A 24,319-nucleotide genomic window follows, 5' to 3' on the forward strand; every position below is an offset into this window, starting at 1 on the left:
ACCAATTGGCTTCGGTGGCTATGGGTCCCGGCTCGGAGGCCGGGGACGACGATAATTGGCTTTCTTTTCCCGTCAGAACAAATTAAGAACAATTTAGCAAGCGATCGTTATCCCTATGGCGATTCGATCCGCCCACATCCGGCATCAGAGCATCTCGCGAGGACACCATGTCCACCGTCGCCTTCGATCCCCTGGCCCTCACCCGCATTGCCGATTTCGCGCGCACACTTTCGCGGCTGCACAAGACCGCGCGGCGGCGGGTCGTCGATGACGACCAGATCGACCGCGCATTCAACGCGGTCTGCATGTCGGTCTGGGGCTACACCACCGACGACATTTCCGACGATTTGTTCTCCGCCACCGACCACACCTTCCTCGACGGTCTCGATGAGGCGCGGGCGCGCATCTTCGCCGCCGAGCAGGGCTACGACCTGGTCGACGACGAGGGCATGCTGAGCGACTGGTGGGGCTTCTGCTGGATGATCCTGGCCGAGAAGCGCGGCCTGCTGACGCCCGACAACCGCGCCGCCGCGCGGGCGGCGATCGAGGAGAAGTATCTTGAGGCGCCGAACGTCATCGGCGTGATCGTGGGACGCTAGCCGCGCGCGCCGTCATTGCGAGCGCAGCGAAGCAATCCAGGGTGGTGTGCGGGACTCTGGATTGCTTCGCGGAGCCTGTCATCGGGCCGCGCTTTGCGCGGACCCGGTGGCTCGCAATGACGGGGGGCGAGACCTCAATTCACATCCGCGCGCTTGGCGCGGCCCGTCGGCTGCTTCGGTGCGATGCTCATCGGCGGCGCGACGCTGACATTCTCGATCGGGGTTTCCGGCGGCGGCACCGCAGCCATGGCATCGGCGGCCAGCATCTCGGCGCGCACCGGCGCGACCTTCAGCTCGCCGAGCCGCGCCCGCGTGTCGGCGTTCAACCCGGGATAGGACGCGACCGGCTTGAAGTCGGCCGGCTGGCCGCCGCTGCCGCGCGTGCCGGAATAGGCGACCAGCCCGTCGCTGGTCGCGACGACATCACCGGGCCGCAGCGACGTATCCAGCGACAGGTCGACCGGCGCGAGCCCGGCGGGATCGCGGCCATTGCAGGTGCAGTCGGCGCGCAGCGCCTGGCGATAGGCGAACGCCGTCTCGCTGTCGGCATAGCGCTCGCCATTGGCCGCCGTGGCATAGTCGATGTTGGAGCCGTAGTAGATCTTGGTCGGGCTCGCCGGGCAGAACGCCTGGCACATCTGGGCCGGCGAGGCGAGGCCGCGGGTCAGCGGGAAATAGCGCCCGTCGCAGGTGCGCACGCAGAACGCGGCGCCTGATCCGGTCGCGACGCGCGGCTGCGGTGAGGCTTGCGGATTGCTCCCGAACGGATCGGCGAAGAAGCCGCCTTGCGCCGCGGGCCGCTGGGCCTGCGGCTTGTTGAAGCCGCCGAACAGGAAATCGAACAGGCCCTGGGCCGATGCCATCGGCGGCGCCAGCGCGACGGCCGTGACGAGGCCGATGGTGGTTGCGACCGCCACGCGGCGGGATCTCCGCCGAAACGACAACACGCTACGCAACGCCCGCTCCATTCTCACCGCAATGTCCGTCCGGCCGCGGCAAATCCGCGCCGATCATGCGCGAACAGGCCGACCATGCCCACGGCATGGCGCCATCAGCTTTGCGGTAACCTTAACGGGCGTTGGTAAATGAGCGGTGTGCGTGGGCGATCAAATGCGCCTTGCGAGTGCAGTCTCAGAGGAACTCGCGCGCCTTGTAGAGCGCGCGGAACGGCAGGCCGGCGGCGGCGAACGCCTCGGCGGCGCCTTCTTCGCGGTCGACCATCGTGAAAACCAGCGACACCTCGGCGCCGGCCTCGCGCAGGGTCTCGACCGCCTTCATCGCCGAGCCGCCGGTGGTGGTGACGTCCTCGACCACGACGATGCGCTTGCCGGCCAGGGTCTCGTCCCGGGTGAGGCCCTCGATCGCCAGCTTGGCGCCGTGCTCCTTCGGTTTCTTGCGGACGAAGAAGGCGGCGATCGGATGGCCCTTGATCCAGGAGATCTGCGCGATCGCGCCGGCCAGCGGCACCGCGCCCATCTCCAGCCCGCCGATATAGTCGAAGCCTTCGTCCTTCAGCGCCTCATAGGTCAGCTCGGCGAGCAAAGTCGCCCCCTCCGGGTCCATCATCGTCGGCTTCAGGTTGAAATAGAAATCGCTCTTGCGGCCGGACGCCAGCGTGACCTCGCCCCGGCCGAACGAACGCCTGCGGATGATCTCGAGGAGGCGGGCGCGGGAGGCGGATTTGGACACGGCGTTTTCCCTTGAGGGTCTTGTCTTGAGTGGATTCTCGGGTGGCGCAATCTATCGGGCCCGGGCGGCTGAGGCCAGCCGTCAGGATGTCCCATCAACAACGGTACGTTTGGAGGCTCGTGCAGTTTCGAGCTAATGGAAAGCCCGCCGCCCACGCAAGGATAATCGGCAAGGACCATCAGAAGGACGCCCCATGACGATCGAGCTGCACACCTGGAACACCCCCAACGGCCGCAAGATCTCGGTGGCGCTGGAGGAGATGGGCCTGCCCTATCGCGTCATTCCGGTCGACATCACCAAAGGCGCCCAGATGGCGCCGGCCTTCCTCGCCATCAGCCCGAACAACAAGATCCCGGCGATCGTCGATCCCGAGGGCCCGGAGGGCAAGCCGGTCAGCGTGTTCGAATCCGGCGCCATCCTGCTGTATCTCGCCGAGAAGACCGGCCAGTTCCTGCCGAAGTCCCTCGCCGAGCGCGTCCCGGTGTATGAATGGCTGATATGGCAGATGGGCGGCTTCGGCCCGATGCCCGGCCAGGTCCACCATTTCATCGCGCTCGAGAACGAGCAGGACCGCGCCTACGGCCTGAAGCGCTACATGGCCGAGACGGTCCGGCTCTACGGCGTGCTCGACCGCCGCCTGGCCGCCCACGAGTTCGTCGCCGGCCCGCTCTCGATCGCCGATTTCGCCATCCTCGGCTGGGCCTGGCGCCACCCCCGCCACAAGGTCGACCTCGCCGACTTCCCCCACGTCAAGCGCTGGTACGACGCCCTGATGGCCCGCCCCGCCGTCAAGCGCGGCATGGAGGCGAAGCTGGATTGAGCGAAAGGCGCGGTGCGGCGTTCGCTGCCAGACCCTCTCCCTGAACACGCGGCTGATGACCAACGTGCGGCGCCGATCTCGGAAGCCGCCCCTCATGGTGAGGAGCGACGCGCCCATTCTGTCATTCGAGGCAAGGCCGCCGCTCGCGGCGCGTCTCGAACCATGAGGCCCCGCCGGTGGCCTCGCCCTTCGAGACGACCGCCCTTAGGGCGGTCTCCTCAGGGTGAGGGTTGAGAGGGGCCCACAAGCCGGAAGGGTCGCTGGTTCGCTGGCGAGAACCGCTACCCCCGCCGCGCCTCCAGCGCCATGCGCACCGCGAGCCCGGCGAGCACCGTGCCCATCAGATGGCGCTGCACCAGCGCCCAGGTCGGCCGTGTCGCCAGGAACAGCGCGATCGATCCCGCGGCCATCGCGATGACAGCGTTGATGCTGACGCTGATCATGATCTGGATCGCGCCGAGCACCACCGACTGCGTCAGCACGCTGCCCGCGGCGGGGTCGATGAATTGCGGCAGCAGCGCCAGGTACAGCATCGCGATCTTCGGATTCAAAAGATTGGTGACGAGCCCCATCAGGAACAGCCTGCGCGGGCTGTCGATGGCGAGCTTCTTCACCTGGAACGGCGAGCGTCCGCCCGGCTTCACCGCCTGCCACGCTAGATAGAGCAGATAGGCGGCACCGGCGAGACGCAGCGCGTCATAGGCGAAGGGCACGGCGAACAGCAGCGCGGTGATGCCGAACGCCGCGGCCAGCATGTAGACCAGGAAGCCCACGGCGACGCCGCCGAGCGAGACCAGGCCGGCGGCGTGGCCCTGCGTGATCGAGCGCGAGATCAGATAGATCATGTTCGGCCCGGGCGTCAGCACCATGCCGAGCGAGACGAGGGCAAAGGCGAGCAGGGATGATGAGTGCGGCATGACCGGTCCGACGAGGAGAATTGCCGATCGATGCTTAGCGCAGCCGATCGCTCACCGTCATCCGATCAATTGCACCGAGAGCAATCAGCCGGCCGAAGGCGGCGCGGCGTTGAATTCGGGCATGCTGCGGCGGACACGGTCGAACACGCCGGCGATGCTCAGCACCAGCATCACCAGCAGCAGCGCCGCGGCCAGAGGGAGGCTGTGCGTGATCATCGCGAGCAAACAGACTCCGAGTGCGATCACCAGGCCGATCTCCAGCGGCGCAATTGGCGCGCCGGCCTCGACCCGCGCCGTCCAGTGGATCGCGATCCCGGCCGCGACCATCGGCATGTCATAGATCATCGCATAGGGCGTGACGACGATGCTGCCGACCGCGACCAGCGCGATCGCCTGCTCCGTCATGCCGCGACGGCAGGCCTTCCACACCAGCGCGACGACGGAGAGCGACAGGATCAGCTGGATCATGAGGCCAACCGGCGGCGGCGCGCCGAGTTCGTGCAGTCCGGCGATGACCGTCGGCATCATGTGGTCGAGGCTGGCCTGGTTGGCCCCGAGCTGCGCCTGATAGTCCGAAAATCTCGCGATCCATTGCAGCCAGATCCAGGGATCGAGCGCAGCACTGGTCACGACGACGACGATCATCGTCGTGGCGATGGCGGACAGGATGGCGCGCCAATTGCGCGAGGCCAGCAGCACGATCGGCATCAGCAATACGAATTGCGGCTTGTAGGCGAGCAGGCCGAGCAGGCTGCCTGCGACGACCGGATGGCTCGCGAGCAGCCGCAAGCCGCCGATCATCAGCGCCGCGGACAAAAAGCCGTTCTGGCCGGTGATCGCGTTGATCAAGCTCGTCGGCGCAGCGAGCAGCGCGAGGCCGGCCATCGAGCGCCAGTCACGCCCCAGCGTCGCGAGGCCATACAGGGCGAACGTGACCGAGATCCAGCAGACATAGGCCACGGGCAATGCCAGCAGGCCGAGCGGGACCATCACCAGCAGGAAGGTCGGCGGATAGGGGTAGGGGAAGCCGCCGCCGCCGAGCGTGGGATCGAGCGTCTGCTGGTAGTTGGCGAGCGCGATGGGATCGTAGATGCCGGCGCCTGCGAGTGCTGCATATTTGCCGAACGACCACAGCCCGAAAAAGTCGCCGAACGCCGGCTGCGGCGTCGACAGCACCCAGCTGACGAGATAGGCGCCGTTGTAGAGCGCGAGCGCAGCCAGGCCGATCAGGATCGCGCGCCGGTCGCGCGCCGTGGGGGGAGCTGCGGATGCGATCGCGGTCATGGAGCTGAGCGAGGTCAGGGTGTTCGGCGGCTTCGGCATGATCGTGGCATGTGTGGGTGGCCCACGTGATCGCTCGGGCGCGGTGCCCGTCGAATTCTGGCAGCAAACGGCTGCACGCCGCGTTACCAGCGGTCGGGATGATCAGGCGACGATCCCATCGTGCCTAACGACAGGTAAAGCCGCCGCGGGCCGCGCGGCCGCGATCGGTGGGCAATCCCCCGCATCGATCCTTCGGAAATTTAGATTGCTATTTTTCAGAAATCATGCTCTACTCCGCGCATCCCGTCCTCGTGCAGAGGGACGTACGCGTCGTCACGATACGTAGAGGCGGGGAGCGGTGGCCGCGGGCCTGTCAGGTGCTTTCGCGCTGGACGATTGGCAGCCTGCGGACGGTCAAGCCGTGTGGTCCTGGCGCCCCGATGCTGGCGCCAAGCCTCGCTGCGACATGATCTGTGACAAGACGTGTCGTCGAGGCGACGGGGGCAAACAAGCCGGTCCCCGAGGAGAGCGCGGAGCAGCCGTTAAACCCATCGCGCAGGGAGGGCCGGGTCTGTCCGGCTGAACCTGTGGTACCTGCCGCCTGCATTCTTTTGAGCAGGCGGGCCACGGGCCTCAGTCGAGGTCCGGCCTTCCCTGCGCCCTTTGCACGATTTGCGAGGGCGGACCAATCGCAAGCCTCGGGCATGATGTGCCGCGAGACAGCGAAGCCGTGGCCTTCATGTCCTTAGCTGTTTGAACCGTGAATGCGCCCTCTCACTCCGCCGTCGTCCCGGACAAGCCGTGGCGCGCGCCAGCACGGCACGGCGCCGATCCGGGACCCATACTCTGCGGCGGTCGTATTGGGCAAAGGGCCAACGGCGAGCGTGCCTCGAACCGCTCCCTGGGGGTATGGGTCCCGGCTCAAGGCCGGGACGACGGAAGTGGCTGGCGATGCGGCCGGGCTTCCACAAACAGTCAGCAACGTAGGGAAGAGCCGTACAATCCGTTCAATGCGCCTCGTCCCAATTGTCCGCCGCGCGCGCGTCGACGTGCAGCGGCACCGACAGCAGCACGGCGGGGAAGGGGGCGTCCTGCATGACGTGCTGCACGACCGGCAAGGTGGCCGCGACCTCGTCCTCGGGCACCTCGAAGATCAGTTCGTCATGCACCTGCAGCAGCATCTGCGCCGAGAGCTTCTTCGCGGCCAGCGCCTCCTCGACCCGCGTCATCGCGCGCCGGATGATGTCTGCCGCCGTGCCCTGCAATCGCGCATTGATCGCGGCGCGCTCGTTGAAGGCGCGCACCGAGGCGTTCGACGCCTTGATCTCCGGGTAGTGGCACTTGCGGCCGAACAGCGTGACGACATAGCCGTTCTTGCGGCAGAACTCGCGGGTCTCGTCCATATAGGCGCGGATGCCCGGGAAGCGCTCGAAATAGCGCTTGATGTAGGCCGAGGCCTCCTCGCGGGCGATGCCGAGCTGGTTGGCGAGGCCGAACGCCGAGATGCCGTAGATGATGCCGAAATTGATCGCCTTGGCGCGGCGGCGCACCTCGCTCGGCATGTCCTTGATCGGCACGCCGAACATCTCAGACGCCGTCATCGCGTGAATGTCGAGCCCGTCCTTGAAGGCCTGCTTCAGCACCGGAATGTCGGCGATCTCCGCCAGCAGCCGCAGCTCGATCTGCGAATAGTCCGCCGACACCAGCTTGTGGCCGGGCGTTGCGATGAAGGCGCGGCGGATCTTGCGGCCGTCCTCGGTGCGCACCGGGATGTTCTGCAGATTCGGCTCGTTCGACGACAGCCGCCCCGTGGTGGTCGCCGCCAGCGCGTAGGTGGTGTGCACGCGGTGGGTCTGCGGATTGACATAGGTCGGCAGCGCATCGGTGTAGGTCGATTTCAGCTTCGAGACCTGCCGCCATTCCAGGATCTTGCGCGCGAAATCGTTGCCCTGTTCGGCGAGGTCGTCGAGGATCGAGGCCGAGGTCGACCACGCCCCGGTCTTGGTCTTGGTGCCGCCCGACAGCCCCATCTTGCCGAACAGGATGTCGCCGATCTGCTTGGGGCTGCCGACATTGATCGGCTCGCCGGCGAGCTCCTGCAGCTCGGCCTCGACGCGTGCCGCGGTCTGGGCGAAATCGCCGGACAGACGCGACAGCACCTGGCGGTCGATCGAGATGCCGCGCCGCTCCATGCGCGCGAGTACCGAGACCAGCGGCCGCTCCAAGGTCTCGTAGACCGCGGTCATGCGCTCGGCGACGAGCCGTGGCTTCAACACGCGCCAGACGCGATGGATGACATCGGCGGCTTCGGCCGCATGCGCGGTAGCGCGGTCGATCGCGACCTGCTCGAAGGTCAGCTTGTTCTTGCCGCTGCCGATCAGCTCGCCTTCGCTGAGCAAGGCATGGGACAGCACGTGCTCGGCCAGCGAGTCCAGCTTGTGCGAGCCGCGCCCGGCATCGAGAGCGTAGCTCATCAGCAGGATGTCGTCGACGTTCTGCAGCGTGATACCATGCTGCGCAAGCAGTACGGCGGTGAACTTGATGTTGTAGCCGATCTTCAAGAGCCCCGCGGATTCCAGCACCGGCTTCAGCGCGGCCAGTGCGTCGCTCTCCTTGATCTGGTCCGGCGCCAGCCCGGCGTCGAACAGGCCGCCGCCGTCGCCGGACTGGCGATGCGCCAGCGGGATGTAGCAGGCCTCGCCCGGCGCCAGCGCCAGCGACAGGCCACACAGGTTCGCCTGCATGGGATCGATCGAGCTCGCTTTGACCTCGATGGTGATCCGGCCGAAATCATGCGCGCGTGCCAACCAGGCATTCAGCTCGGGCAGCGTCCGCAGCGTCTGATACTTGTCCCGATCGATCCGCGCGCTCTTCGCCGCCTCAGCTCTCGACTCCGCGAGTCCAGCCGGCGTGCCCTTGCTCATCGCGGACTTGTCCGTCCGCGGATCACCACTCTTGGGGCTCCCTCCCCCCTTGTGGGGGAGGGTTGGGGAGGGGGGTGCTCCGGAGGGACCGCCCGTGGGGGACCCCCCTCCCTGACCCTCCCCCACAAGGGGGGAGGGAACGGAGAGAGCAGTGCCCGCCTTACTCTTGAAATTCTCGTCCGCCGTCACGTCAGCCGGATCGATCTGCGAATACTCCGCGACGCGCCGCGTCAGCGTCGAGAACTCCATCGCCTTCAGGAACGCGATGAGCTTGCGCGGGTCGGGCTCGTGCACGGCGAGGTCGTCGAGCGGCACATCGAGGGCGACCTTGTCGTCGAGCAGCACCAGCTGGCGCGAGATCCGCGCCTTCTCGGCGTTCTCGATCAGCGCCTCGCGCCGCTTCGGCTGCTTGATCTCGGATGCGCGCGTCAGCAGGCTCTCAAGGTCGCCATAGTCGTTGATCAGCTGCGCCGCGGTCTTGATGCCGATGCCGGGCACCCCCGGCACGTTGTCGGTGGAATCGCCGGCCAGCGCCTGCACCTCGACCACCTTCTCCGGCGGCACGCCGAATTTCTCGACCACCTCGGCGGTGCCGATGCGACGGTCCTTCATGGTGTCGTACATCGTGACGCAGTCGTTGACGAGCTGCATCAGGTCCTTGTCGGACGACACGATCGTGGTGGTGGCGCCGCGCTCGCAGGCGAGCCGCGCATAGGTCGCGATCAGGTCGTCGGCCTCATAGCCGGCCTGCTCCAGGCAGGGCAGGTCGAAGGCGTGCACGGCCTCGCGGATCAGCGCGAACTGTGGAATCAGGTCGTCGGGCGCCGGCGGCCGGTGCGCCTTGTAGTCGGCATAGATCTTGTTGCGGAACGTGACCTCGGACTTGTCGAACACGATCGCCAGATGCGTCGGCCGGTCCGTCTCGGGCATGTCGCGCAACAGCTTCCACAGCATGTTGCAGAAGCCGAGCACGGCATTGACCTGCAGCCCGTCGGACTTGCGGTTGAGCGGCGGCAGCGCGTGATAGGCGCGGAAAATGTAGGACGAGCCGTCGACCAGGAACACATGGTCGCCTTTGGCCGCGCTCTTGGTGGCGGGCACAGGAGCGGAGGGCGTGGCGGCGGCTTTCTGGGGAGCTTTGGGCATGGCCGCAATGTAGGGAATTTGGCGGGGATTGACACCCTGGGAACGGCAGATTCCGGCGCGTTCCCCACGCAAATCGGTGGCTGTGGAGCGCTCGCCAGGCGCGTCATATTCCGCCGTCGTCCCGGGCAAGCCACGACGCCGCGAAGCGCCGGCGGGGCGCCGACCCGCGACCCATACGCCCAGGCGGTGATGAGGCGGCAAGCTGGAGCCACAGCATGCCCAACACGGAGGACGGTGGCTATGGGTCCCGGGTCTTCGCCCGGGACGACACCGAGTTTGACGCTACTCCGCCGCCTGCAGCACGGCCTTGGATTTCGGCGGCGCGATCCAGAACGCGATCGGACGTTCGAACAGGAAGCGGGCGCCGACAACAAGCGCGAGGCGCCAGATCACGAGCGCGCCGAGCACGCCGGCGATGGTGACCAGCAGCGAGATCGTGCCGACGTCGGCGATGATCCCCGTCTTCAGCAGCACGGTGCGGGTCGCCGCCATCGGCAGGAAGAAGGCGAGATAGATCACGATCGAATGCTCGCCGCAGAACCTGAGCGCGGTGAGCAGTTGGGCGCGCGCGAGCAGCGTGCCGGCGACGATGATGGCGACCGCGCCGGCATAGCCGAGTGTCAGGGAGATCACCGGCCACTCGCTGACGCCGAGCGTCACGAGGCCCTGGTTGATCACTGCCCAGGCCAGCAGGCCGGCGACGGCCAGCAGGGGCTGTGCCCGCGCGCGGTCCGACACTGCGAAGATGTAGTTCGCGAACAAATAGCCCGAATAGATGTAGACGAAGCGGGCGCAGAACTCGTCGATAACGGTCCAGCCGGTCACGATATGCGACATCTCGAGCCCCGCGGCGATGCCCCAGATCACGGGCGCCGGGGCCTTCCGCGTCAGCTTGATGACGACGAAGAAGATCGGCAGCAGGTAGATGAACCACAGCGTGCCGAACGGCTCGATGAAGGACTCCAGATACAGGTAGCCGGCATGCTGCCAGCCGGAGGCGGCGGCGAAGCCGGGCGCCTTGAAGCCGAACTGGATCGTCACCCACAGCACGTAGAAATAGGCGAAGTGGACGACCTTGCGGTCGATGTAGGTGCGCCAGTCCCGATCGATCACCAGCGGCAGGAACAGGCCGGAGATCAGGAAGAAATCGGGCATCCGGAACGGCTTGGCGAAGGCGACGACGGCATGCATGAAGCCGGTCTCGCCCGCGGCGAGCTCCACGCCGAGCACCGAGTGCATCATCACGACCATGATGATGCAGATGCCCTTTGCGTAGTCGACCCAGTCGATGCGCGCCTCGGTTCCCACCGTCTGCGGCGTGCCATTTGCGGTCATGCTGTCCCTCTCTGGCGCGGAGCTGCCGCATCTTCGGGCAGAGCCGTTAATACTCCCTGCTGTCATCCAAACGTCATGCCGTTTTCTAAATTCCCCTTGGGCCGCAAATGGTCTAAGACGCTGAAGTATTAACCTTGAAGGGTGGGTTTCTATGCGAATTGCGATGATCGGCACGGGCTATGTTGGGCTGGTGTCCGGTGCCTGCTTTGCCGATTTTGGGCATCAGGTCACTTGCGTGGACAAGGACGAGAGCAAGATCGCCGCGCTTCATCGTGGGGAAATCCCGATCTTCGAGCCCGGGCTGGATGCGCTGGTCGCGGCCAATGTGAAGGCCAAGCGGCTCGATTTCACCACCGATCTCAAGCAGCCGGTTGCCGAGGCCGATGCCGTCTTCATCGCGGTCGGCACGCCGTCGCGGCGCGGCGACGGCCATGCCGACCTGTCCTACGTTTATGCCGCCGCCCGCGAGATTGCCGCGTCGCTGACCGGCTTCACGGTGGTCGTGACCAAATCGACGGTGCCGGTCGGCACCGGCGACGAGGTCGAGCGCATCATCCGCGAGACCAACCCGGCGGCCGATGTCGTCGTCGCCTCCAACCCCGAATTCCTGCGCGAGGGCGCGGCGATCCGCGACTTCAAATGGCCTGACCGCATCGTCGTCGGCACCGATGATGATCGCGGCCGCAAGGTGCTCGGCGACATCTATCGCCCGCTGTCGCTGAACCAGGCGCCGGTGATGTACACCGCGCGTCGCACCGCCGAGCTGATCAAATACGCGGCGAACGCGTTCCTCGCCACCAAGATCACCTTCATCAACGAAGTCGCCGATCTCGCCGAGAAGGTCGGCGCGGACGTCCAGGAGGTCGCGCGCGGCATCGGCCTCGACAACCGCATCGGCGCGAAATTCCTGCATGCCGGCCCCGGTTTCGGCGGCTCGTGCTTTCCGAAGGACACGCGCGCGCTGATCAAGATAGCGCAGGACTACGACACGCAGCTGCGCATCGTCGAATCCGTGCTGGCGGTGAACGACAACCGCAAGCGCGCGATGGCGCGCAAGGTGGCGCATGCCGTCGGCGGCAATCTGCGCGGCAAGACGGTCGCCGTCCTCGGCCTCACCTTCAAGCCGGAGACCGACGACATGCGCGAGGCGCCGTCGATCCCGCTGGTGACCGGGCTGCTCGACATGGGCGCCAAGGTGCGCGCGCATGATCCTGTGGGCATCGAGCAGGCCAAGAAGGAGCTGCCGGAGATCGCCTATTTCGACGATCCCTATGATTGCGCCGCCGGCGCCGATGCCATGGTGCTGGTGACCGAATGGGTGCAGTACCGCGCGATGGATCTCGATCGGCTCAAGCAGGTGATGGTCCATCCGGTGGTCGTCGATCTGCGCAACGTCTATCGTCCGGACGAGATGGCGGCCCACGGCTTCGTCTATGAGAGCGTCGGCCGTCCGTCGGTGACGGGTGCCTGACACGCCGTTGTCATGGGCCGCGCAGGCGGAGTATGCACGACGACCGATTGCCGCGAGGTGATCTGCACTGACTGGATCATCCGCTTCGGCGGGTGATGATTGGTTGATCGATTGCCCCTTCGCTTCGACACGCCGCTGCCGATCGACGCCGTGCTGGACGAATTGTCCGGCACGCTCGAACGCAGCAACACCGCCGTCCTGGTGGCGCCGCCGGGTGCCGGCAAGACCACGCGGGTGCCGCTGGCGCTGCGCGATGCGCCATGGGTCGGGGACAAGAAGATCATCGTGCTGGAGCCGCGCCGCATCGCGGCCCGCGCCAGCGCCGAGCGCATGGCCAAGTCGCTCGGCGAGCGCGCCGGCGAGACCGTCGGCTATCGCGTGCGCTTCGGCTCGAAGGTGTCGCGCGCGACCCGCATCGAGGTCGTCACCGAGGGCATCTTCACACGGCAGATCCTCGACGACCCGGAACTGACCGGCGTCGCCGCGGTGCTGTTCGACGAATTCCACGAGCGCTCGCTCGACGCCGATCTCGGCCTTGCTCTGGCACGCGATGCGCAGCAGGGCCTGCGCGAGGATCTCCGCATCCTGGTGATGTCGGCGACCCTCGACGGCGCCCGCGTCGCCAGCCTGCTCGGCGATGCGCCGGTGGTGGAGAGCGAGGGCCGCGCCTATCCGGTCGAGACGCGCTATGTCGGCCGCAAGCCGGATGCACCGGTCGAGCGGCAGATGGCCGAGACCATTGCGAGCGCCCTACGCGCTGATGCCGGCTCAGTGCTGGCCTTCCTGCCCGGCGCCGCCGAGATCCGGCGCACCCAGACCATGCTGGCCGAGCGCGTCCACGACGCCGCGATCGAGATCGTGCCGCTGTTCGGTGCGCTCGACGCCGCGGTCCAGGACCGCGCCATCTCGCCGGCGCCGAAGGGCCACCGCAAGGTGGTGCTGGCAACCTCGATCGCCGAGACCTCGCTGACCATCGAGGGCGTGCGCATCGTGGTCGATTCCGGCCTTGCCCGCGTGCCGCGCTATGAACCCGATATCGGCCTGACCCGGCTGGAGACGGTGCGGGCCTCGCGCGCCGCCGTCGACCAGCGCCGCGGCCGCGCCGGACGAACCGAGCCCGGCGTCTGCTACCGGCTGTGGGACGAGCCGCAGACGGCCTCGCTCGCGGCCTATACGCAGCCCGAGATTCTCAGCGCCGATCTGTCCTCGCTGGTGCTCGACCTCGCGCAATGGGGCGTCAGCGATCCCGCGAGCTTGAGCTTCCTCGATCCGCCGCCGCAGCCGGCCTGGAAGGAGGCCCGTGGTCTCCTCAACGAACTCGGCGCGGTCGATGCCGACGGCCGGTTGACGGATGAAGGGCGCCGGCTGCGGGCGCTGGCGCTGCCGCCGCGGCTGGCGCGGATGATCGTCGATGCCGCCGATCACGGCGCGGCCGCGCAGGCTGCCGACATCGCGGCGATCATCACCGAACGCGGGCTGGGCGGCGACAGCGTCGATCTCGAAGTCAGGCTCGATCAGTTCCGCCGCGACCGTTCACAACGGGCGCAGAGCGCGCGCGACATGGCGCGCCGGTGGGCGCAGCAGGTCAGTACCGCCTCGTCGTCGCAAGGGGCAGGGGAGCTGACCACCGGTCTGATGCTGGCCTTCGCCTTCCCCGACCGTGTCGCCCGCAATCGCGGCAATGGCAGCTTCGTGCTGGCCAATGGCCGCGGCGCTGCGGTCGAGCAGACGTCGTCGCTGGCGCGCGTGCCCTATATCGCCGTCGGCGAGCTGACCGGGACGGCCGCCAGCGGCCGCATCCTGCTGGCTGCGCCGCTCGCGATCGAGGACATCGAGCGCCACTTCGCCGCGCACATCGAGGCAAAGGACGAGGTCAGCTTTGATTCCACCGCGATGGCGCTGCGGGCGCGGCGCCGGCGCAAGTTGCATGCGATCGTGATGGCCGATGCGCCGGTGGCGCTGACGCCATCGGAGGACACTGCGCGCATCTTCGCGGATGGTCTCTGCGCGGCCGGGCTGGACCGGCTGCCCTGGTCGAAGGCCGCCAAGCAATGGCGCGACCGGGTGACCTTCCTGCGCAAGGCCGAGGGCGACAGCTGGCCCGACCTGTCGGATACGGGCCTGACCGCGCGGCGCGAGGATTGGCTGGTGCCGCTGCTCGCCGACAAGATTTCGCTGAAGGAGGTGTCTCCCGGCGATGTGTCGGATGCGGTGATGGCGCTGCTGCCGTGGGATCTCCGTGCCCGGCTCGACAAGGAGGCCCCGACCCATTTCGAGGCGCCGACCGGCAGCATGCTGGCGATCGACTACGAGGCCGAGCAGGGCCCGACCATCGCGGTGCGGCTGCAGGAGCTGTTCGGGCTGAACGTCCACCCATCGATCGCCCGCGGCGCGGTGCCGTTGGTGCTGGAGCTGCTGTCGCCGGCGCAGCGGCCGGTGCAGGTGACGCGCGATCTGCCCGGCTTCTGGCGCGGCTCCTATGCCGCTGTCCGCACCGACCTGCGCGGCCGCTATCCCAGGCATCCCTGGCCGGAGGATCCGGCCAGCGCGGTGCCGACCCGGCGCGCCAAGCCGCGCGGGACCTAGCTGATGCAAATTATACCGTCTGCCTGGCCGGCGTTAACGCTTCACTCATCGTTTTCGCCAAAATGGCTTCGGCAGCCGGTCCGCCTCAGTCGCCCCCCAGCGGCTTTGATGCTCCAATCGGAGGCGGTGTAGCGTTGGATGGCGTTGTATGCGTAACATCATGATCTTCGCGGCTGTGCTCGTGGGGCTCGGCACCTTCATGGCGCAGCTCGCCGATCGTCTAACGCCCGCATCGGCTGCCGCGACGCCCTCCGCCCGTGCGGCGACGATGGAACCGGTCGCTGCCGGCCGCAGCCTCAGCATTCCCACGGACCGCCGCGGTCATTTCCGGGCCGACGGCCGCATCGACGGCCAGCGCATCAGCTTCATGGTCGATACCGGGGCCTCGATGGTGGCGCTCAACGAGAGTTCGGCGGCCCGTTTTGGCCTCCGCCCGGCCCGCGGCGACTACACCGCGACGGTGACCACCGCCAACGGCACGGTCAAGGCCGCGCGGGCCCGGCTCGCGATGGTCGAGCTGGGCGAACTCACCGTCCGTGACGTCGACGCGCTGGTGCTGCCGGACGCGGCGCTGTCGGAAAACCTGCTCGGCCTGTCTTTCCTGTCGAAGCTGAAGCGCTTCGCCTATGCCAACGGGCAGATGGTGCTGGAGCAGTAGTAAACCAACGCCGGACATCCTGTGGCCGCGTGCCTTAACGCATCTTGATAAATCCCGACTGGTGGCCTTCCGCTTGCTTGCTACTTTCGGTAAGGCTCTATCGTCGATTTTCCGAGAAGGCGTCATTTTACATGTTGTTCCCGAAGCCCAAGCCCGTCCTGGTCCCCAACACCTACGCCTTCGAATCCGAGCCGATGGTGAAGCCGACGGGCTTCCGCGAATATGACGCGCGCTGGCTGTTCAACAAGGAGATCAATTTGATGGGGGTGCAGGCGCTCGGCATGGGGCTGGGCGCGCTGATCGCCGAACGCGGTGTCAAGCCGGAGATCGTCACCGGTCATGATTTCCGCGGCTACTCCGCCTCCATCAAATACGCGCTGATCTCCGGCCTGATGGCCGCCGGCTGCAAGGTGCACGATATCGGCCTCGCCGTGACGCCGATGGCCTATTTCGCCCAGTTCGAGCTCGACGTGCCCTGCGTCGCGATGGTGACGGCCTCGCACAACGACAATGGCTGGACCGGCGTGAAGATGGGCGCCAACCGGCCGCTGACCTTCGGGCCTGAGGAGATGACACGGCTGAAGGAGATCGTGCTCAACGCCGAGTTCAAGAACGAAGGCGGCGGCTCCTATCAGTTCCACGAGAATTTTCCGGCGCGCTATATCGCCGATCTCACCAACCGTCCCAAGCTGAAGCGCAAGCTCAAGGTCGTCGCCGCCTGCGGCAACGGCACCGCGGGTGCGTTTGCGCCGCAGGTGCTGGAGGCGATCGGCTGCGAGGTGATCCCGCTCGACACCGAGCTCGATCACACCTTCCCGAAATACAATCCCAATCCCGAAGACATGGAGATGCTGCACGCCATTCGTGACGCCGTGCTCGCCCATAAGGCCGATGTCGGCCTCGGCTTTGACGGCGACGGCGACCGCTGCGGCGTGGTCGACAACTCCGGCGAGGAGATCTTCGCCGACAAGGTCGGCGTGATGCTGGCGCGCGACATGTCGGCGATTCACAAGGATGCGCAGTTCGTGGTCGACGTGAAATCGACTGGCCTGTTCATGACCGACCCGGTGCTGCAGGCGCAGGGCGCGAAGACCGAATATTGGAAGACCGGCCATTCCTACATGAAGCGCCGCACCAACGAGCTCAAAGCGCTCGCCGGCTTCGAGAAGTCCGGCCACTTCTTCTTCAACAGGCCGTTCGGCCGCGGCTATGACGATGGCCTGGTCTCGGCGATCGCGATATGCGAGATGCTCGACCGCGCGCCGGGCAAGTCGATGGCTGATTTGAAGGACGCGCTGCCTAAGACGTGGTCGTCGCCGACGATGTCGCCGCATTGTGGCGACGAGGTCAAATACGGCGTCGTCGATGCCGTCGTGAAGCACTTCCAGGCGCTGCAGCAGCAGGGCGGCAAGGTGGCGGGTCAATCGATCCGCGATCTCGTCACCGTCAATGGCGTCCGCGTCACGGTCGAGGACGGCAGCTGGGGGCTGGTGCGGGCGTCATCGAACAAGCCGGAGCTTGTCGTCGTCGTCGAAAGCCCGGTGTCGGAGCAGCGGATGCACGACATGTTCGAGGCCTTGAATGTCGTGCTGCGCACGCATCCGGAGGTCGGCGCCTATAACCAGACGATCTGATGCGACAGCGCGAGCATGCCGACTCACGAGGCATGCTCGCCGACGTTCAGCGATGCGAACTAAGCGGCTCGCAGCGACTTCAGGAATTGATCGACCTCGGACTTGAGCCGCGCCGATTGCGAGGACAGGCCGTTCGCGGATTCCAGCAGCCGGGACGCCGCTCCGCCGGTCTCGTTGGAGGCGTTCGTGACGCTGCCCATGCTCTGGCTGACCAGCCGCGTGCCTTCCGAGGCCTGCTGCACATTGCCCGAGATCTCGCCGGTCGCGAGGCCCTGCTGCTCGACCGCGGTGGCGATTTCCTTGGAGATCCCGTCGATCTCCGCGATGGTCCCGCCGATCAGCTGGATGGCGCTGACGGCATCTCCGGTGGCGCTCTGGATGCTCTGCACCTGGCTGGAGATCTCCTCGGTCGCTTTCGCGGTTTGATTGGCCAGCGCCTTCACCTCGCTGGCCACGACGGCGAAGCCCTTGCCGTGCTCGCCGGCGCGGGCGGCTTCGATGGTGGCGTTCAGCGCCAGAAGATTGGTCTGGCTGGCGATGGTCTGGATCAGCGTCACCACCTCGCCGATCTTCTGCGTGCCCGCGGCAAGGCTTTCGACGACGCTGTTGGTGCGGCGCGCCTCCTCAGCGGCTTTGGCGGCGATTTCCGCCGAGCGTGTCACCTGCTGGGAAATGCTGCCGATCGAGGCCGTCAGCTGTTCGGTCGCGGCCGCGACCGTCTCGACATTGGTCGAGGCGCGCTGTGAGGCCTGGGTGGCCGCCGATGTCTGGCGTGAGGCTTCGCTGCTGTTGCGGCTCATCAGGGATGACAGGTTCTGCACTTCGTTCGCGGCGACTGCCACCGCCTCGACGATGCCGCCGATCTTGCGCTCGAACCCCTCGGCAAGGGCGCGGCGCGCGGCCTCGCCCTGGTCCTTGGCACGGTGCTCGGCCTCGATCCGCTCGGCGTTGGCACGCGCTTCGGCCGCGATCGCCGCGTTGGCTTCCGCGGTCTTGCGCATGCTGGTTTCGAACAGCTGAGTGAGCTTGAGCGCGAGCGCAACCAGGACGCCCGCCTCGATCAGGAGGATCACGGCATGCAGCACCACCCGGCCGAAATCAGCGCCGCCTGGATAGATGGCGGCTGGAAAGACAAAGTTCAGCACCAGATGGTGGAGCGCGACGGCGACGGTTCCGGCCACGATGGGCCGATAGTCGCAATAGGCGACGAGGCACGCCAGCGTGGCGAAGAAGTACATGTGCATGTCGATCTGCCACGCATGCCCGGACATCTGATAGACGAGCACGGACACGCCGCCCATGAGGGCGACCGCGACGGTGAGCTGGGTCGACAGGTTATCACCGGCGCTGCGCCAGGAGAGCGTCGCCACGACGGCGAGCGCGGCCATCATCATGGTCGGCATCATCCAGTCGCCGCGCGACAGTCCGATGATGAGGGACAGTGGAACGTGAATCCAGAGCACCGCCAGCAGGAGCTTGCTGGTCGTGCCACGGAGAATTGCCAGATCGTCGGTCTCGCCGGTCATTCCCATCCCCCGATATTGATCATTTTGTAAGGCAGGCGGAGACCGCTTGCGGGTCGATGATGAGCCAGGCTCCCGCCGCGCGCAGCCGCGCCAAGCCGTCATGATCTCCGGGCCGGACCACCAGCAGCGACGATAGATTTGTCGTGCGCACGAGAGCGGCGTCAGCCGACGCTGTAGCCAGCATCGTCTGTTGCGCGCTCCACCAGGGTGGAAAGGCGACGGCTACGATCTCGCGTCCGGGACGTACCTGCAGCGACAGCGCTGCCACCCCGACGAAGCTCGCGATCAAGAGGGCAATTGCATTCAGCCAGGCGCGCGACGACGAAGGTATGGTTGCACCGGACATCATCACATCTGAAGATAGATGGATGGAGATAACTTCCGGTAAACGATAACCGGAGAGGACGTAAAAATCCGGGCCAAGGCCGGCGACGATCCTGCGGCGTGACCCAAGTGATCGGCCGGACTTCCCGGCTGACCTAGACCGGCGGCACCGGCAGTGCGGTCACCGACTTGATCTTCTCCATCGCGAAGCGCGAGGTGACGTTCTTGAGCGGCACGGCGCTGATAAGCTTCTTGTAGAACACGTCATAGCTCTGCATGTCCGCGACCACGACGCGCAGCATGTAATCGACATCACCGGCCATCCGGTAGAACTCCATGACCTCAGGCATCGAGCTGACGGCTTCGGCGAATTTTTTCAGCCAGGCTTCCGAATGATCGGCGCTCTCCACCGAGACGAACACGGAGATGCCGAGCCCGATCTTGTACTGGTCGACCAGGGCCACCCGGCGCAGGATCACGCCATCCGCCTCCAGCCGCTGGATGCGCTTCCAGCACGGCGTCGAGGACAGCCCGACCCGGTCGCCGATCTCGGCGACGGAGAGGGACGCGTCCTCCTGCAGGACCATCAGGATCTTGCGGTCGATGGCGTCGAGCCGGCGGTTGGCTTCGGGGCTCTGGGCGGAGACGTCGGACATGGAGAAATTTGTTCCATATGAAGGTCAGGAAACCCTCATATAGAGAAAATCGTTCCAAGGCAAGGATCGGCCATTCACGCCCCTGATGCGGTCGGCCGAGAGGGTGATTTTGCACGGCGATGGTGTTTGGGTGCCTTCAGACGCCGTCCTTGAGCCAGCGTCCGACCAGATGGTGGGCAATCGCGAACGGATGCGGACCAGCCAGCCCGTCCGGATGCTGCCGCTGCAGCATGAGCCGGGCCTCGTCGCGGCTGAACCAACGGACGTCCTCGAGCTCGTTGCGGTCGATGACGATATCTTCGTTCAGCGCCCGCGCACTGCAGCCGATCATCAGCGACGACGGGTAGGGCCAGGGCTGGGTCATGTAGTAGGCGACGTCGGTGCAGCGGATGCCGGACTCCTCGAACACCTCGCGCCGGACGGCGTCCTCGATCGTCTCGGCGGCTTCGACGAAGCCGGCGAGGCAGGAATACATCCCGGCCGGAAACTGCTTCTGCCGGCCGAGCAGGCACTTGTCGCCGGAGGCGACCAGCGAGATGACGACGGGGTCGGTGCGCGGGAAATGCTCGGTCTTGCAGCTCGGGCATTCGCGCTTCCAGCCGCCCTCGCGCATCGCGGTCTTGGTGCCGCAATTGGCGCAGAAGCCGTGGCGCTGATGCCAGGACACCATGGACTTGGCCATCGCGATGGTCGCTAGCTGGTCGACCGGGATCGCGCCCTGCATCGCCATCCCGCGCAACTCGGTCACCGAGACGTCGTCGCGCCCTGCGAGCTTTTCGACCGCCGCCGGCGAGATGCCCATGCCGAACACGGCCGCGCCCTCCTGCAGGCCGAGGAAGATCGTCCCCGGATTGGCGCCAAAGCCCAGGGCTTCGTCGATCGACAGCAGGGCGCGGAGCTGGTCGCCGTCACGCTTGAGAACCAGCGAATCGCGATGCACCACGTAAGCGCGCGTCGACGGCTTGCTCTCGAAAGCCAACAGCTTGTCGTCATGAAAACGCAGATGCGCGGCGCGCTCGATCGGATGGCCGACGAAAGCCGGCTTGCCCAGCGGAAACAAGTCGAATGGCGACATCTCTCACCCTAGCCAAATCTTGCGCCTGATCGCGCCGATGAAACTCTCGACCTCCTGCGGGTCGTGCGGCACAGGAGGGGCGACGCCCCACACCGGGCGCGGCCACGCCACGTCACTGGTGCGGCGCGCGATGATGTGGACGTGCAACTGCGGCACCATGTTGCCAAGGGCGGCGACGTTGAGCTTGTCGCATTTGGTGATCTCCTTGACCGCGCGTGAGACTCGCGTGATCTCGGTCATCAATTGGGCCTGGGCGACCTCGTCGAGATCGATGATCTCGACCGCGCCTTCGCGGCGCGGCACCAGCAAAAGCCAGGGATAATTGGCATCCTTGATCACCAGCACGCGCGACAGCGGCAGGTCGCCGATATTGATCGTGTCCTTCGCAAGTTGCGGATGCAGCGACCAGGCTGATTCGGGCATGCGGTGGTGTTCCTGGCAAGGCGGTCAGGCGGGAAGATCGACGGCACCTAAAGCCTTTCCGAGCTGCGGCACAAGCCCGCGGACGGACGGGCCGGGCCGGCGAAGCTCGCGCTTGCTTTCCGAGCCGTTTGGCCCCAAATAGGCAGCGGGAGATTGGCGGTGGACGAGCCACTCGCCAACCGGGTCAGGTCCGGAAGGAAGCAGCCCTAACGAGGTCCGGATCGGGTCGCTCGTCAGTCTCCTACCTGTTTTCTCGAGCGAATCGCGCAAAGTTGGCGGGGACCCCGCGCAGGGCGGGCGCTCGACCGCACTCCGGTTGATTGCGTCGAGGCCGTTTGCGTCGACGACCGCAATCGATGCCGGCCTGGAATACTCACTTGCGGATCGCTCGATGACTGACGCTGGCGCCCCACCCGTTCCGCCCGACAGCGCCGACGCTCCCGCCAAGCCTTACCGGGTCCTGGCGCGCAAATACCGCCCCTCAAGCTTCGCGGATCTGATCGGCCAGGAGGCCGTCGTTCGCACGGTCTCGAACGCGTTCGAGACTGGCCGCATTCCGCAGGCCTGGATCCTCACCGGCGTCCGCGGCGTCGGCAAGACCACCACCGCCCGCATTCTGGCCCGCGCCCTGAATTACGAATTGCCCGATGGTTCGGTGAAGGGCCCGACCATCCACATGCCGGTGCTCGGCACCCATTGCCAGGCGATCATGGAAAGCCGGCACATGGACATCCTTGAGATGGACGCGGCGTCCCACACCGGCGTCGACGACGTCCGCCAGATCAATGACAGCGTGCGCTATGCGCCGGCCAGCGCGCGCTACAAGGTCTACATCATCGACGAAGTCCACATGCTGTCGACGGCGGCGTTCAACGCCTTCCTGAAGACGCTCGAGGAACCGCCGGAGCACGCCAAATTCGTGTTCGCGACCACCGAGATCCGCAAGGTCCCGGTGACGGTGCTGTCACGCTGCCAGCGTTTCGACCTGCGCCGCGTCGAGGCCGACGTGCTGATGAAGCACCTCGCCGGCATCGCGACCAAGGAAGGCGTGACCATCGAGCCGGAGGCGCTCGGCATCATCGCGCGCGCCGCCGAAGGCTCGGTGCGCGATTCGCTGTCGCTGCTCGACCAGGCGATCGCACACAGCGCCGGTGAAGTTCGCGCCGATGACGTCCGGCAGATGCTGGGTCTCGCCGATCGCACCCGCGTCATCGACCTGTTTCATCATCTCGCCAGCGGCGACATCGCCGCGGCGTTCAAGGAGTTCCGCGAACAGTACGATGTCGGCGCGGATCCCGTGGTCGTGCTGTCGGACCTCGCCGAATTCGTGAACTTCGTCACCCGCGTGAAGGTCGTGCCGGCCACTGCCGACAACGTCGCCTTCAGCGAGACCGAGCGGCTGCGCGCGCGCGATTTCGCGACCAAGCTGTCGATGCGCGTGCTGTCGCGGATGTGGCAGATGCTGCTGAAAGGCATCGCCGAAACGCAAGGCGCGACGCGGCCCGCGGCGGCTGCCGAGATGGTGCTGGTGCGGATTGCCTATGCGGCCGATCTGCCGACCCCCGACGAAGCCATCCGCATGATCGACCAGAATGGCGGCGGATCGCCTGTTGTGACGAATGGCGGCGGCGGACGCTCTGCACCCGCGCCGAGCATGAGCGCGGCAGCGCCGCCGGTGATGAGTTCGGCACCGATGCAGGCGCCGCGCATGCAGGGGCCGACGCTGGCTGCGGTCGGCGGCGGCATGCGCCCGCAGGCGATGGCGTCGCAGCCGGCGCCGGCTCAACAGGATCAGCCGGCGCTGCGGCTCGGGAGCTTTCAGGAGCTCGTTGCGCTCGCCGGCAAGAATCGCGACCTGATCACCAAGAGCGCGCTCGAGATGGATGTGCGCCTGGTGCGCTTCGAGGACGGCCGCCTCGAGATCGCGCTGGAACGGACCGCGCAGCGCTCGCTTGTCTCAGACCTCGGGCGCAAGCTCGAGGACTGGACCGGCCGGCGCTGGACCGTGATCGTCTCCAACGAGCAGGGTCAGGCAACCTTGCGCGAGCAGAACCTGCGCGCCAAGAGTGAACGTGAGGCGGCGGCCGAGGCTGACCCGCGCGTGCAGGAGATCCTGGCGCGGTTCCCGGGTACCAAAGTGATCGAAGTGCGTCGGCTCGCCCCCGAGCCGCCCGAATCCGACGCCAGTGCTGTCGAGCCGCCGGACGAGTCCGATACCGACAATGATGATGATTTCTAGAGCATGATCCGGAAAAGTGGGAACCGGTTTTCCGAAAGGTCATGCTCACCAAAAAGGCTGATGACGAGGTGCTCCGATGGCTGACTTTCTCGGCATGATGAAACAGGCGGCGCAGCTGCAATCGAAGATGCAGGAGATGCAGGCCGAGCTCGGCAATGTCGAGGTCGAGGGTATCTCCGGCGGCGGTCTCGTCGCCGTGCGCATGACCGCCAAGATGGACGTGAAGTCGATCAAGATCGATCCTTCGCTCCTGAAGCCGGAAGAGGCCGAGATCCTGGAAGATCTGCTGGTCACCGCGCATGGCGACGCGCGCCGCAAGGCCGAGGCCGCGATGCAGGAGAAGATGCAGGCGATCACCGGCAAGCTCGGCCTGCCGCCGGGCTTCGGCTTCGGTTAGTTCATGATCGTCGTGACCTGATGGCCGTCGCCGGTCCTGAAATCGAGCGCCTGATCCAGCTGCTTGCGCGCCTGCCCGGCCTCGGGCCGCGCTCGGCGCGGCGCGCTGCGTTGCATCTGATCAAGAAGCGCGAGGCGCTGATGGTGCCGCTCGCGTCTGCGCTGCAGGTCGCGATCGACCGCATCCAGGTGTGCAAGACCTGCGGCAATATCGACACGCAGAGCCCCTGCACGGTGTGCACCGATCCGCGGCGCGATCCCGCGATGATCGTGGTCGTCGCCGATGTGGCCGATCTCTGGGCGCTGGAGCGCGCCAAGGCCTCCAACGGCCGCTATCACGTGCTCGGCGGCACGCTCTCGCCGCTCGATGGTGTCGGCCCGCAGGACCTCACCATCGACGCGCTCGTGCAGCGCGCGCATGCGCCGGAAGTGTCCGAGATCATCCTGGCGTTGAACGCCACGGTGGATGGCCAGACCACCGCGCATTACATCACCGACCTCCTGCAGGAGGCGAACGTCAAGGTCACGCGGCTGGCGCACGGGGTGCCGGTCGGCGGCGAGCTCGACTATCTCGACGAAGGCACGCTCTCGGCCGCCATGCGGCAGCGGACCTTGTTCTAAGCACAGACGGAAGTGAA

At 66.5% G+C, this 24,319-nt stretch carries 20 protein-coding genes and 1 other RNA gene; 10 read left to right on the forward strand and 11 right to left on the reverse strand.

Translation table 11 applies throughout. The features are described 5' to 3' along the window. The first annotated feature begins 167 nt into the window (after window positions 1–167). On the forward strand, window positions 168–599 hold the full coding sequence (locus ACQR0Z_RS29125) for a hypothetical protein (protein ID WP_434920905.1): 432 nt from the start codon (window positions 168–170) through the stop codon (window positions 597–599). A 134-nt stretch (window positions 600–733) separates the two neighbouring features. On the opposite strand, the gene ACQR0Z_RS29130 is transcribed toward ACQR0Z_RS29125, so the two are convergent. Both ACQR0Z_RS29130 and pyrE read right to left on the reverse strand, forming a co-directional pair. Further along, window positions 734–1,555 (reverse strand): DUF2865 domain-containing protein, encoded by an 822-nt coding sequence (locus ACQR0Z_RS29130; protein ID WP_434920906.1) that lies wholly within the window; start codon window positions 1,553–1,555, stop codon window positions 734–736. Window positions 1,556–1,730: 175 nt separating this feature from the next. Next, window positions 1,731–2,288: an orotate phosphoribosyltransferase gene (gene pyrE, locus ACQR0Z_RS29135; RefSeq protein WP_434862209.1), complete on the reverse strand. Its 558-nt coding sequence runs from the start codon at window positions 2,286–2,288 to the stop codon at window positions 1,731–1,733. Between the two features lie 193 nt (window positions 2,289–2,481). On the opposite strand from pyrE, the gene ACQR0Z_RS29140 reads away from it, so the two are divergent. Further along, a complete protein-coding gene (locus tag ACQR0Z_RS29140) occupies window positions 2,482–3,108 on the forward strand; it encodes a glutathione S-transferase family protein (protein WP_434920907.1) in 627 nt (208 codons plus the stop codon). A 281-nt stretch (window positions 3,109–3,389) separates the two neighbouring features. Here ACQR0Z_RS29140 and ACQR0Z_RS29145 read toward each other — a convergent pair whose 3' ends face one another. The 4 genes from ACQR0Z_RS29145 to ACQR0Z_RS29160 form a co-directional block, all read right to left on the reverse strand. Next, window positions 3,390–4,025 carry a LysE family translocator gene (locus ACQR0Z_RS29145; protein ID WP_434920908.1) on the reverse strand — a complete coding sequence of 212 codons (636 nt, stop codon included), beginning with the start codon at window positions 4,023–4,025 and terminating at the stop codon, window positions 3,390–3,392. An 84-nt stretch (window positions 4,026–4,109) separates the two neighbouring features. Next, window positions 4,110–5,348, reverse strand: a complete 1,239-nt coding sequence (locus ACQR0Z_RS29150) for a glycosyltransferase family 87 protein (protein WP_434920909.1) — start codon at window positions 5,346–5,348, stop codon at window positions 4,110–4,112. A gap of 947 nt (window positions 5,349–6,295) precedes the next feature. Beyond that, entirely contained in the window at window positions 6,296–9,358 is a 3,063-nt protein-coding gene (gene polA, locus ACQR0Z_RS29155) for a DNA polymerase I (protein WP_434920910.1), read from the reverse strand. A 282-nt stretch (window positions 9,359–9,640) separates the two neighbouring features. Beyond that, window positions 9,641–10,693, reverse strand: a complete 1,053-nt coding sequence (locus ACQR0Z_RS29160) for an acyltransferase family protein (protein WP_434920911.1) — start codon at window positions 10,691–10,693, stop codon at window positions 9,641–9,643. A 151-nt stretch (window positions 10,694–10,844) separates the two neighbouring features. Here ACQR0Z_RS29160 and ACQR0Z_RS29165 point away from each other — a divergent pair, with 151 nt between their 5' ends. The 4 genes from ACQR0Z_RS29165 (at window position 10,845) to ACQR0Z_RS29180 (ending at window position 17,042) form a co-directional block, all read left to right on the forward strand. Next, complete coding sequence (locus ACQR0Z_RS29165; RefSeq protein WP_434920912.1) at window positions 10,845–12,164, forward strand: UDP-glucose dehydrogenase family protein; 1,320 nt, start codon at window positions 10,845–10,847, stop codon at window positions 12,162–12,164. 111 nt (window positions 12,165–12,275) lie between these two features. Beyond that, the gene (gene hrpB, locus ACQR0Z_RS29170) at window positions 12,276–14,750 is read left to right on the forward strand and encodes an ATP-dependent helicase HrpB (RefSeq protein ID WP_434920913.1); all 2,475 of its coding nucleotides are present in this window, start codon (window positions 12,276–12,278) and stop codon (window positions 14,748–14,750) included. A gap of 160 nt (window positions 14,751–14,910) precedes the next feature. Continuing rightward, window positions 14,911–15,408: a TIGR02281 family clan AA aspartic protease gene (locus ACQR0Z_RS29175; protein ID WP_434861820.1), complete on the forward strand. Its 498-nt coding sequence runs from the start codon at window positions 14,911–14,913 to the stop codon at window positions 15,406–15,408. A 134-nt stretch (window positions 15,409–15,542) separates the two neighbouring features. Continuing rightward, window positions 15,543–17,042, forward strand: coding sequence for a phosphomannomutase/phosphoglucomutase (locus tag ACQR0Z_RS29180; RefSeq protein ID WP_434921043.1), 1,500 nt, complete (start codon window positions 15,543–15,545; stop codon window positions 17,040–17,042). A gap of 59 nt (window positions 17,043–17,101) precedes the next feature. Here the strand turns inward: ACQR0Z_RS29180 and ACQR0Z_RS29185 are convergent, their stop codons facing one another. The 5 genes from ACQR0Z_RS29185 to ACQR0Z_RS29205 all read right to left on the reverse strand — a co-directional run bounded on the left by ACQR0Z_RS29185 (window position 17,102) and on the right by ACQR0Z_RS29205 (window position 21,046). After that, complete coding sequence (locus ACQR0Z_RS29185; RefSeq protein ID WP_434920914.1) at window positions 17,102–18,568, reverse strand: methyl-accepting chemotaxis protein; 1,467 nt, start codon at window positions 18,566–18,568, stop codon at window positions 17,102–17,104. 19 nt (window positions 18,569–18,587) lie between these two features. Then, the gene (locus ACQR0Z_RS29190; RefSeq protein ID WP_434921044.1) at window positions 18,588–18,914 is read right to left on the reverse strand and encodes a hypothetical protein; all 327 of its coding nucleotides are present in this window, start codon (window positions 18,912–18,914) and stop codon (window positions 18,588–18,590) included. A 133-nt stretch (window positions 18,915–19,047) separates the two neighbouring features. Next, window positions 19,048–19,548 carry an Lrp/AsnC family transcriptional regulator gene (locus tag ACQR0Z_RS29195; RefSeq protein ID WP_257170229.1) on the reverse strand — a complete coding sequence of 167 codons (501 nt, stop codon included), beginning with the start codon at window positions 19,546–19,548 and terminating at the stop codon, window positions 19,048–19,050. A 136-nt stretch (window positions 19,549–19,684) separates the two neighbouring features. After that, a complete protein-coding gene (gene nudC / locus ACQR0Z_RS29200; protein WP_434920915.1) occupies window positions 19,685–20,623 on the reverse strand; it encodes an NAD(+) diphosphatase in 939 nt (312 codons plus the stop codon). A 3-nt stretch (window positions 20,624–20,626) separates the two neighbouring features. Next, entirely contained in the window at window positions 20,627–21,046 is a 420-nt protein-coding gene (locus tag ACQR0Z_RS29205; RefSeq protein ID WP_434861810.1) for an HIT domain-containing protein, read from the reverse strand. Window positions 21,047–21,194: 148 nt separating this feature from the next. Here ACQR0Z_RS29205 and ffs point away from each other — a divergent pair. From ffs to recR, 4 genes are all read left to right on the forward strand, one after another. After that, window positions 21,195–21,291, forward strand: an RNA gene (gene ffs, locus ACQR0Z_RS29210) — signal recognition particle sRNA small type. Between the two features lie 146 nt (window positions 21,292–21,437). Continuing rightward, a complete protein-coding gene (locus ACQR0Z_RS29215) occupies window positions 21,438–23,285 on the forward strand; it encodes a DNA polymerase III subunit gamma/tau (RefSeq protein WP_434920916.1) in 1,848 nt (615 codons plus the stop codon). 76 nt (window positions 23,286–23,361) lie between these two features. Continuing rightward, window positions 23,362–23,682 (forward strand): YbaB/EbfC family nucleoid-associated protein, encoded by a 321-nt coding sequence (locus tag ACQR0Z_RS29220; RefSeq protein ID WP_006611474.1) that lies wholly within the window; start codon window positions 23,362–23,364, stop codon window positions 23,680–23,682. 20 nt (window positions 23,683–23,702) lie between these two features. Then, window positions 23,703–24,302 carry a recombination mediator RecR gene (gene recR / locus ACQR0Z_RS29225; protein ID WP_008964175.1) on the forward strand — a complete coding sequence of 200 codons (600 nt, stop codon included), beginning with the start codon at window positions 23,703–23,705 and terminating at the stop codon, window positions 24,300–24,302. Window positions 24,303–24,319 lie beyond the last annotated feature (17 nt).

It is taken from the genome of Bradyrhizobium sp. HKCCYLS3077, assembly GCF_051167555.1.
Lineage (GTDB): Bacteria > Pseudomonadota > Alphaproteobacteria > Rhizobiales > Xanthobacteraceae > Bradyrhizobium.

Coding starts and splice junctions, on each gene's coding strand:
- ACQR0Z_RS29125 (WP_434920905.1), top strand. CDS start 168: ATGTCCACCGTCGCCTTCGATCCCCTGGCCCTCACCCGCATTGCCGAT.
- ACQR0Z_RS29140 (WP_434920907.1), top strand. CDS start 2,482: ATGACGATCGAGCTGCACACCTGGAACACCCCCAACGGCCGCAAGATC.
- ACQR0Z_RS29145 (WP_434920908.1), bottom strand. CDS start 4,025: ATGCCGCACTCATCATCCCTGCTCGCCTTTGCCCTCGTCTCGCTCGGC.
- ACQR0Z_RS29150 (WP_434920909.1), bottom strand. CDS start 5,348: ATGCCGAAGCCGCCGAACACCCTGACCTCGCTCAGCTCCATGACCGCG.
- polA (WP_434920910.1), bottom strand. CDS start 9,358: ATGCCCAAAGCTCCCCAGAAAGCCGCCGCCACGCCCTCCGCTCCTGTG.
- ACQR0Z_RS29160 (WP_434920911.1), bottom strand. CDS start 10,693: ATGACCGCAAATGGCACGCCGCAGACGGTGGGAACCGAGGCGCGCATC.
- ACQR0Z_RS29165 (WP_434920912.1), top strand. CDS start 10,845: ATGCGAATTGCGATGATCGGCACGGGCTATGTTGGGCTGGTGTCCGGT.
- ACQR0Z_RS29175 (WP_434861820.1), top strand. CDS start 14,911: ATGATCTTCGCGGCTGTGCTCGTGGGGCTCGGCACCTTCATGGCGCAG.
- ACQR0Z_RS29185 (WP_434920914.1), bottom strand. CDS start 18,568: ATGACCGGCGAGACCGACGATCTGGCAATTCTCCGTGGCACGACCAGC.
- ACQR0Z_RS29190 (WP_434921044.1), bottom strand. CDS start 18,914: ATGTCCGGTGCAACCATACCTTCGTCGTCGCGCGCCTGGCTGAATGCA.
- ACQR0Z_RS29195 (WP_257170229.1), bottom strand. CDS start 19,548: ATGTCCGACGTCTCCGCCCAGAGCCCCGAAGCCAACCGCCGGCTCGAC.
- nudC (WP_434920915.1), bottom strand. CDS start 20,623: ATGTCGCCATTCGACTTGTTTCCGCTGGGCAAGCCGGCTTTCGTCGGC.
- ACQR0Z_RS29205 (WP_434861810.1), bottom strand. CDS start 21,046: ATGCCCGAATCAGCCTGGTCGCTGCATCCGCAACTTGCGAAGGACACG.
- ACQR0Z_RS29215 (WP_434920916.1), top strand. CDS start 21,438: ATGACTGACGCTGGCGCCCCACCCGTTCCGCCCGACAGCGCCGACGCT.
- ACQR0Z_RS29220 (WP_006611474.1), top strand. CDS start 23,362: ATGGCTGACTTTCTCGGCATGATGAAACAGGCGGCGCAGCTGCAATCG.
- recR (WP_008964175.1), top strand. CDS start 23,703: ATGGCCGTCGCCGGTCCTGAAATCGAGCGCCTGATCCAGCTGCTTGCG.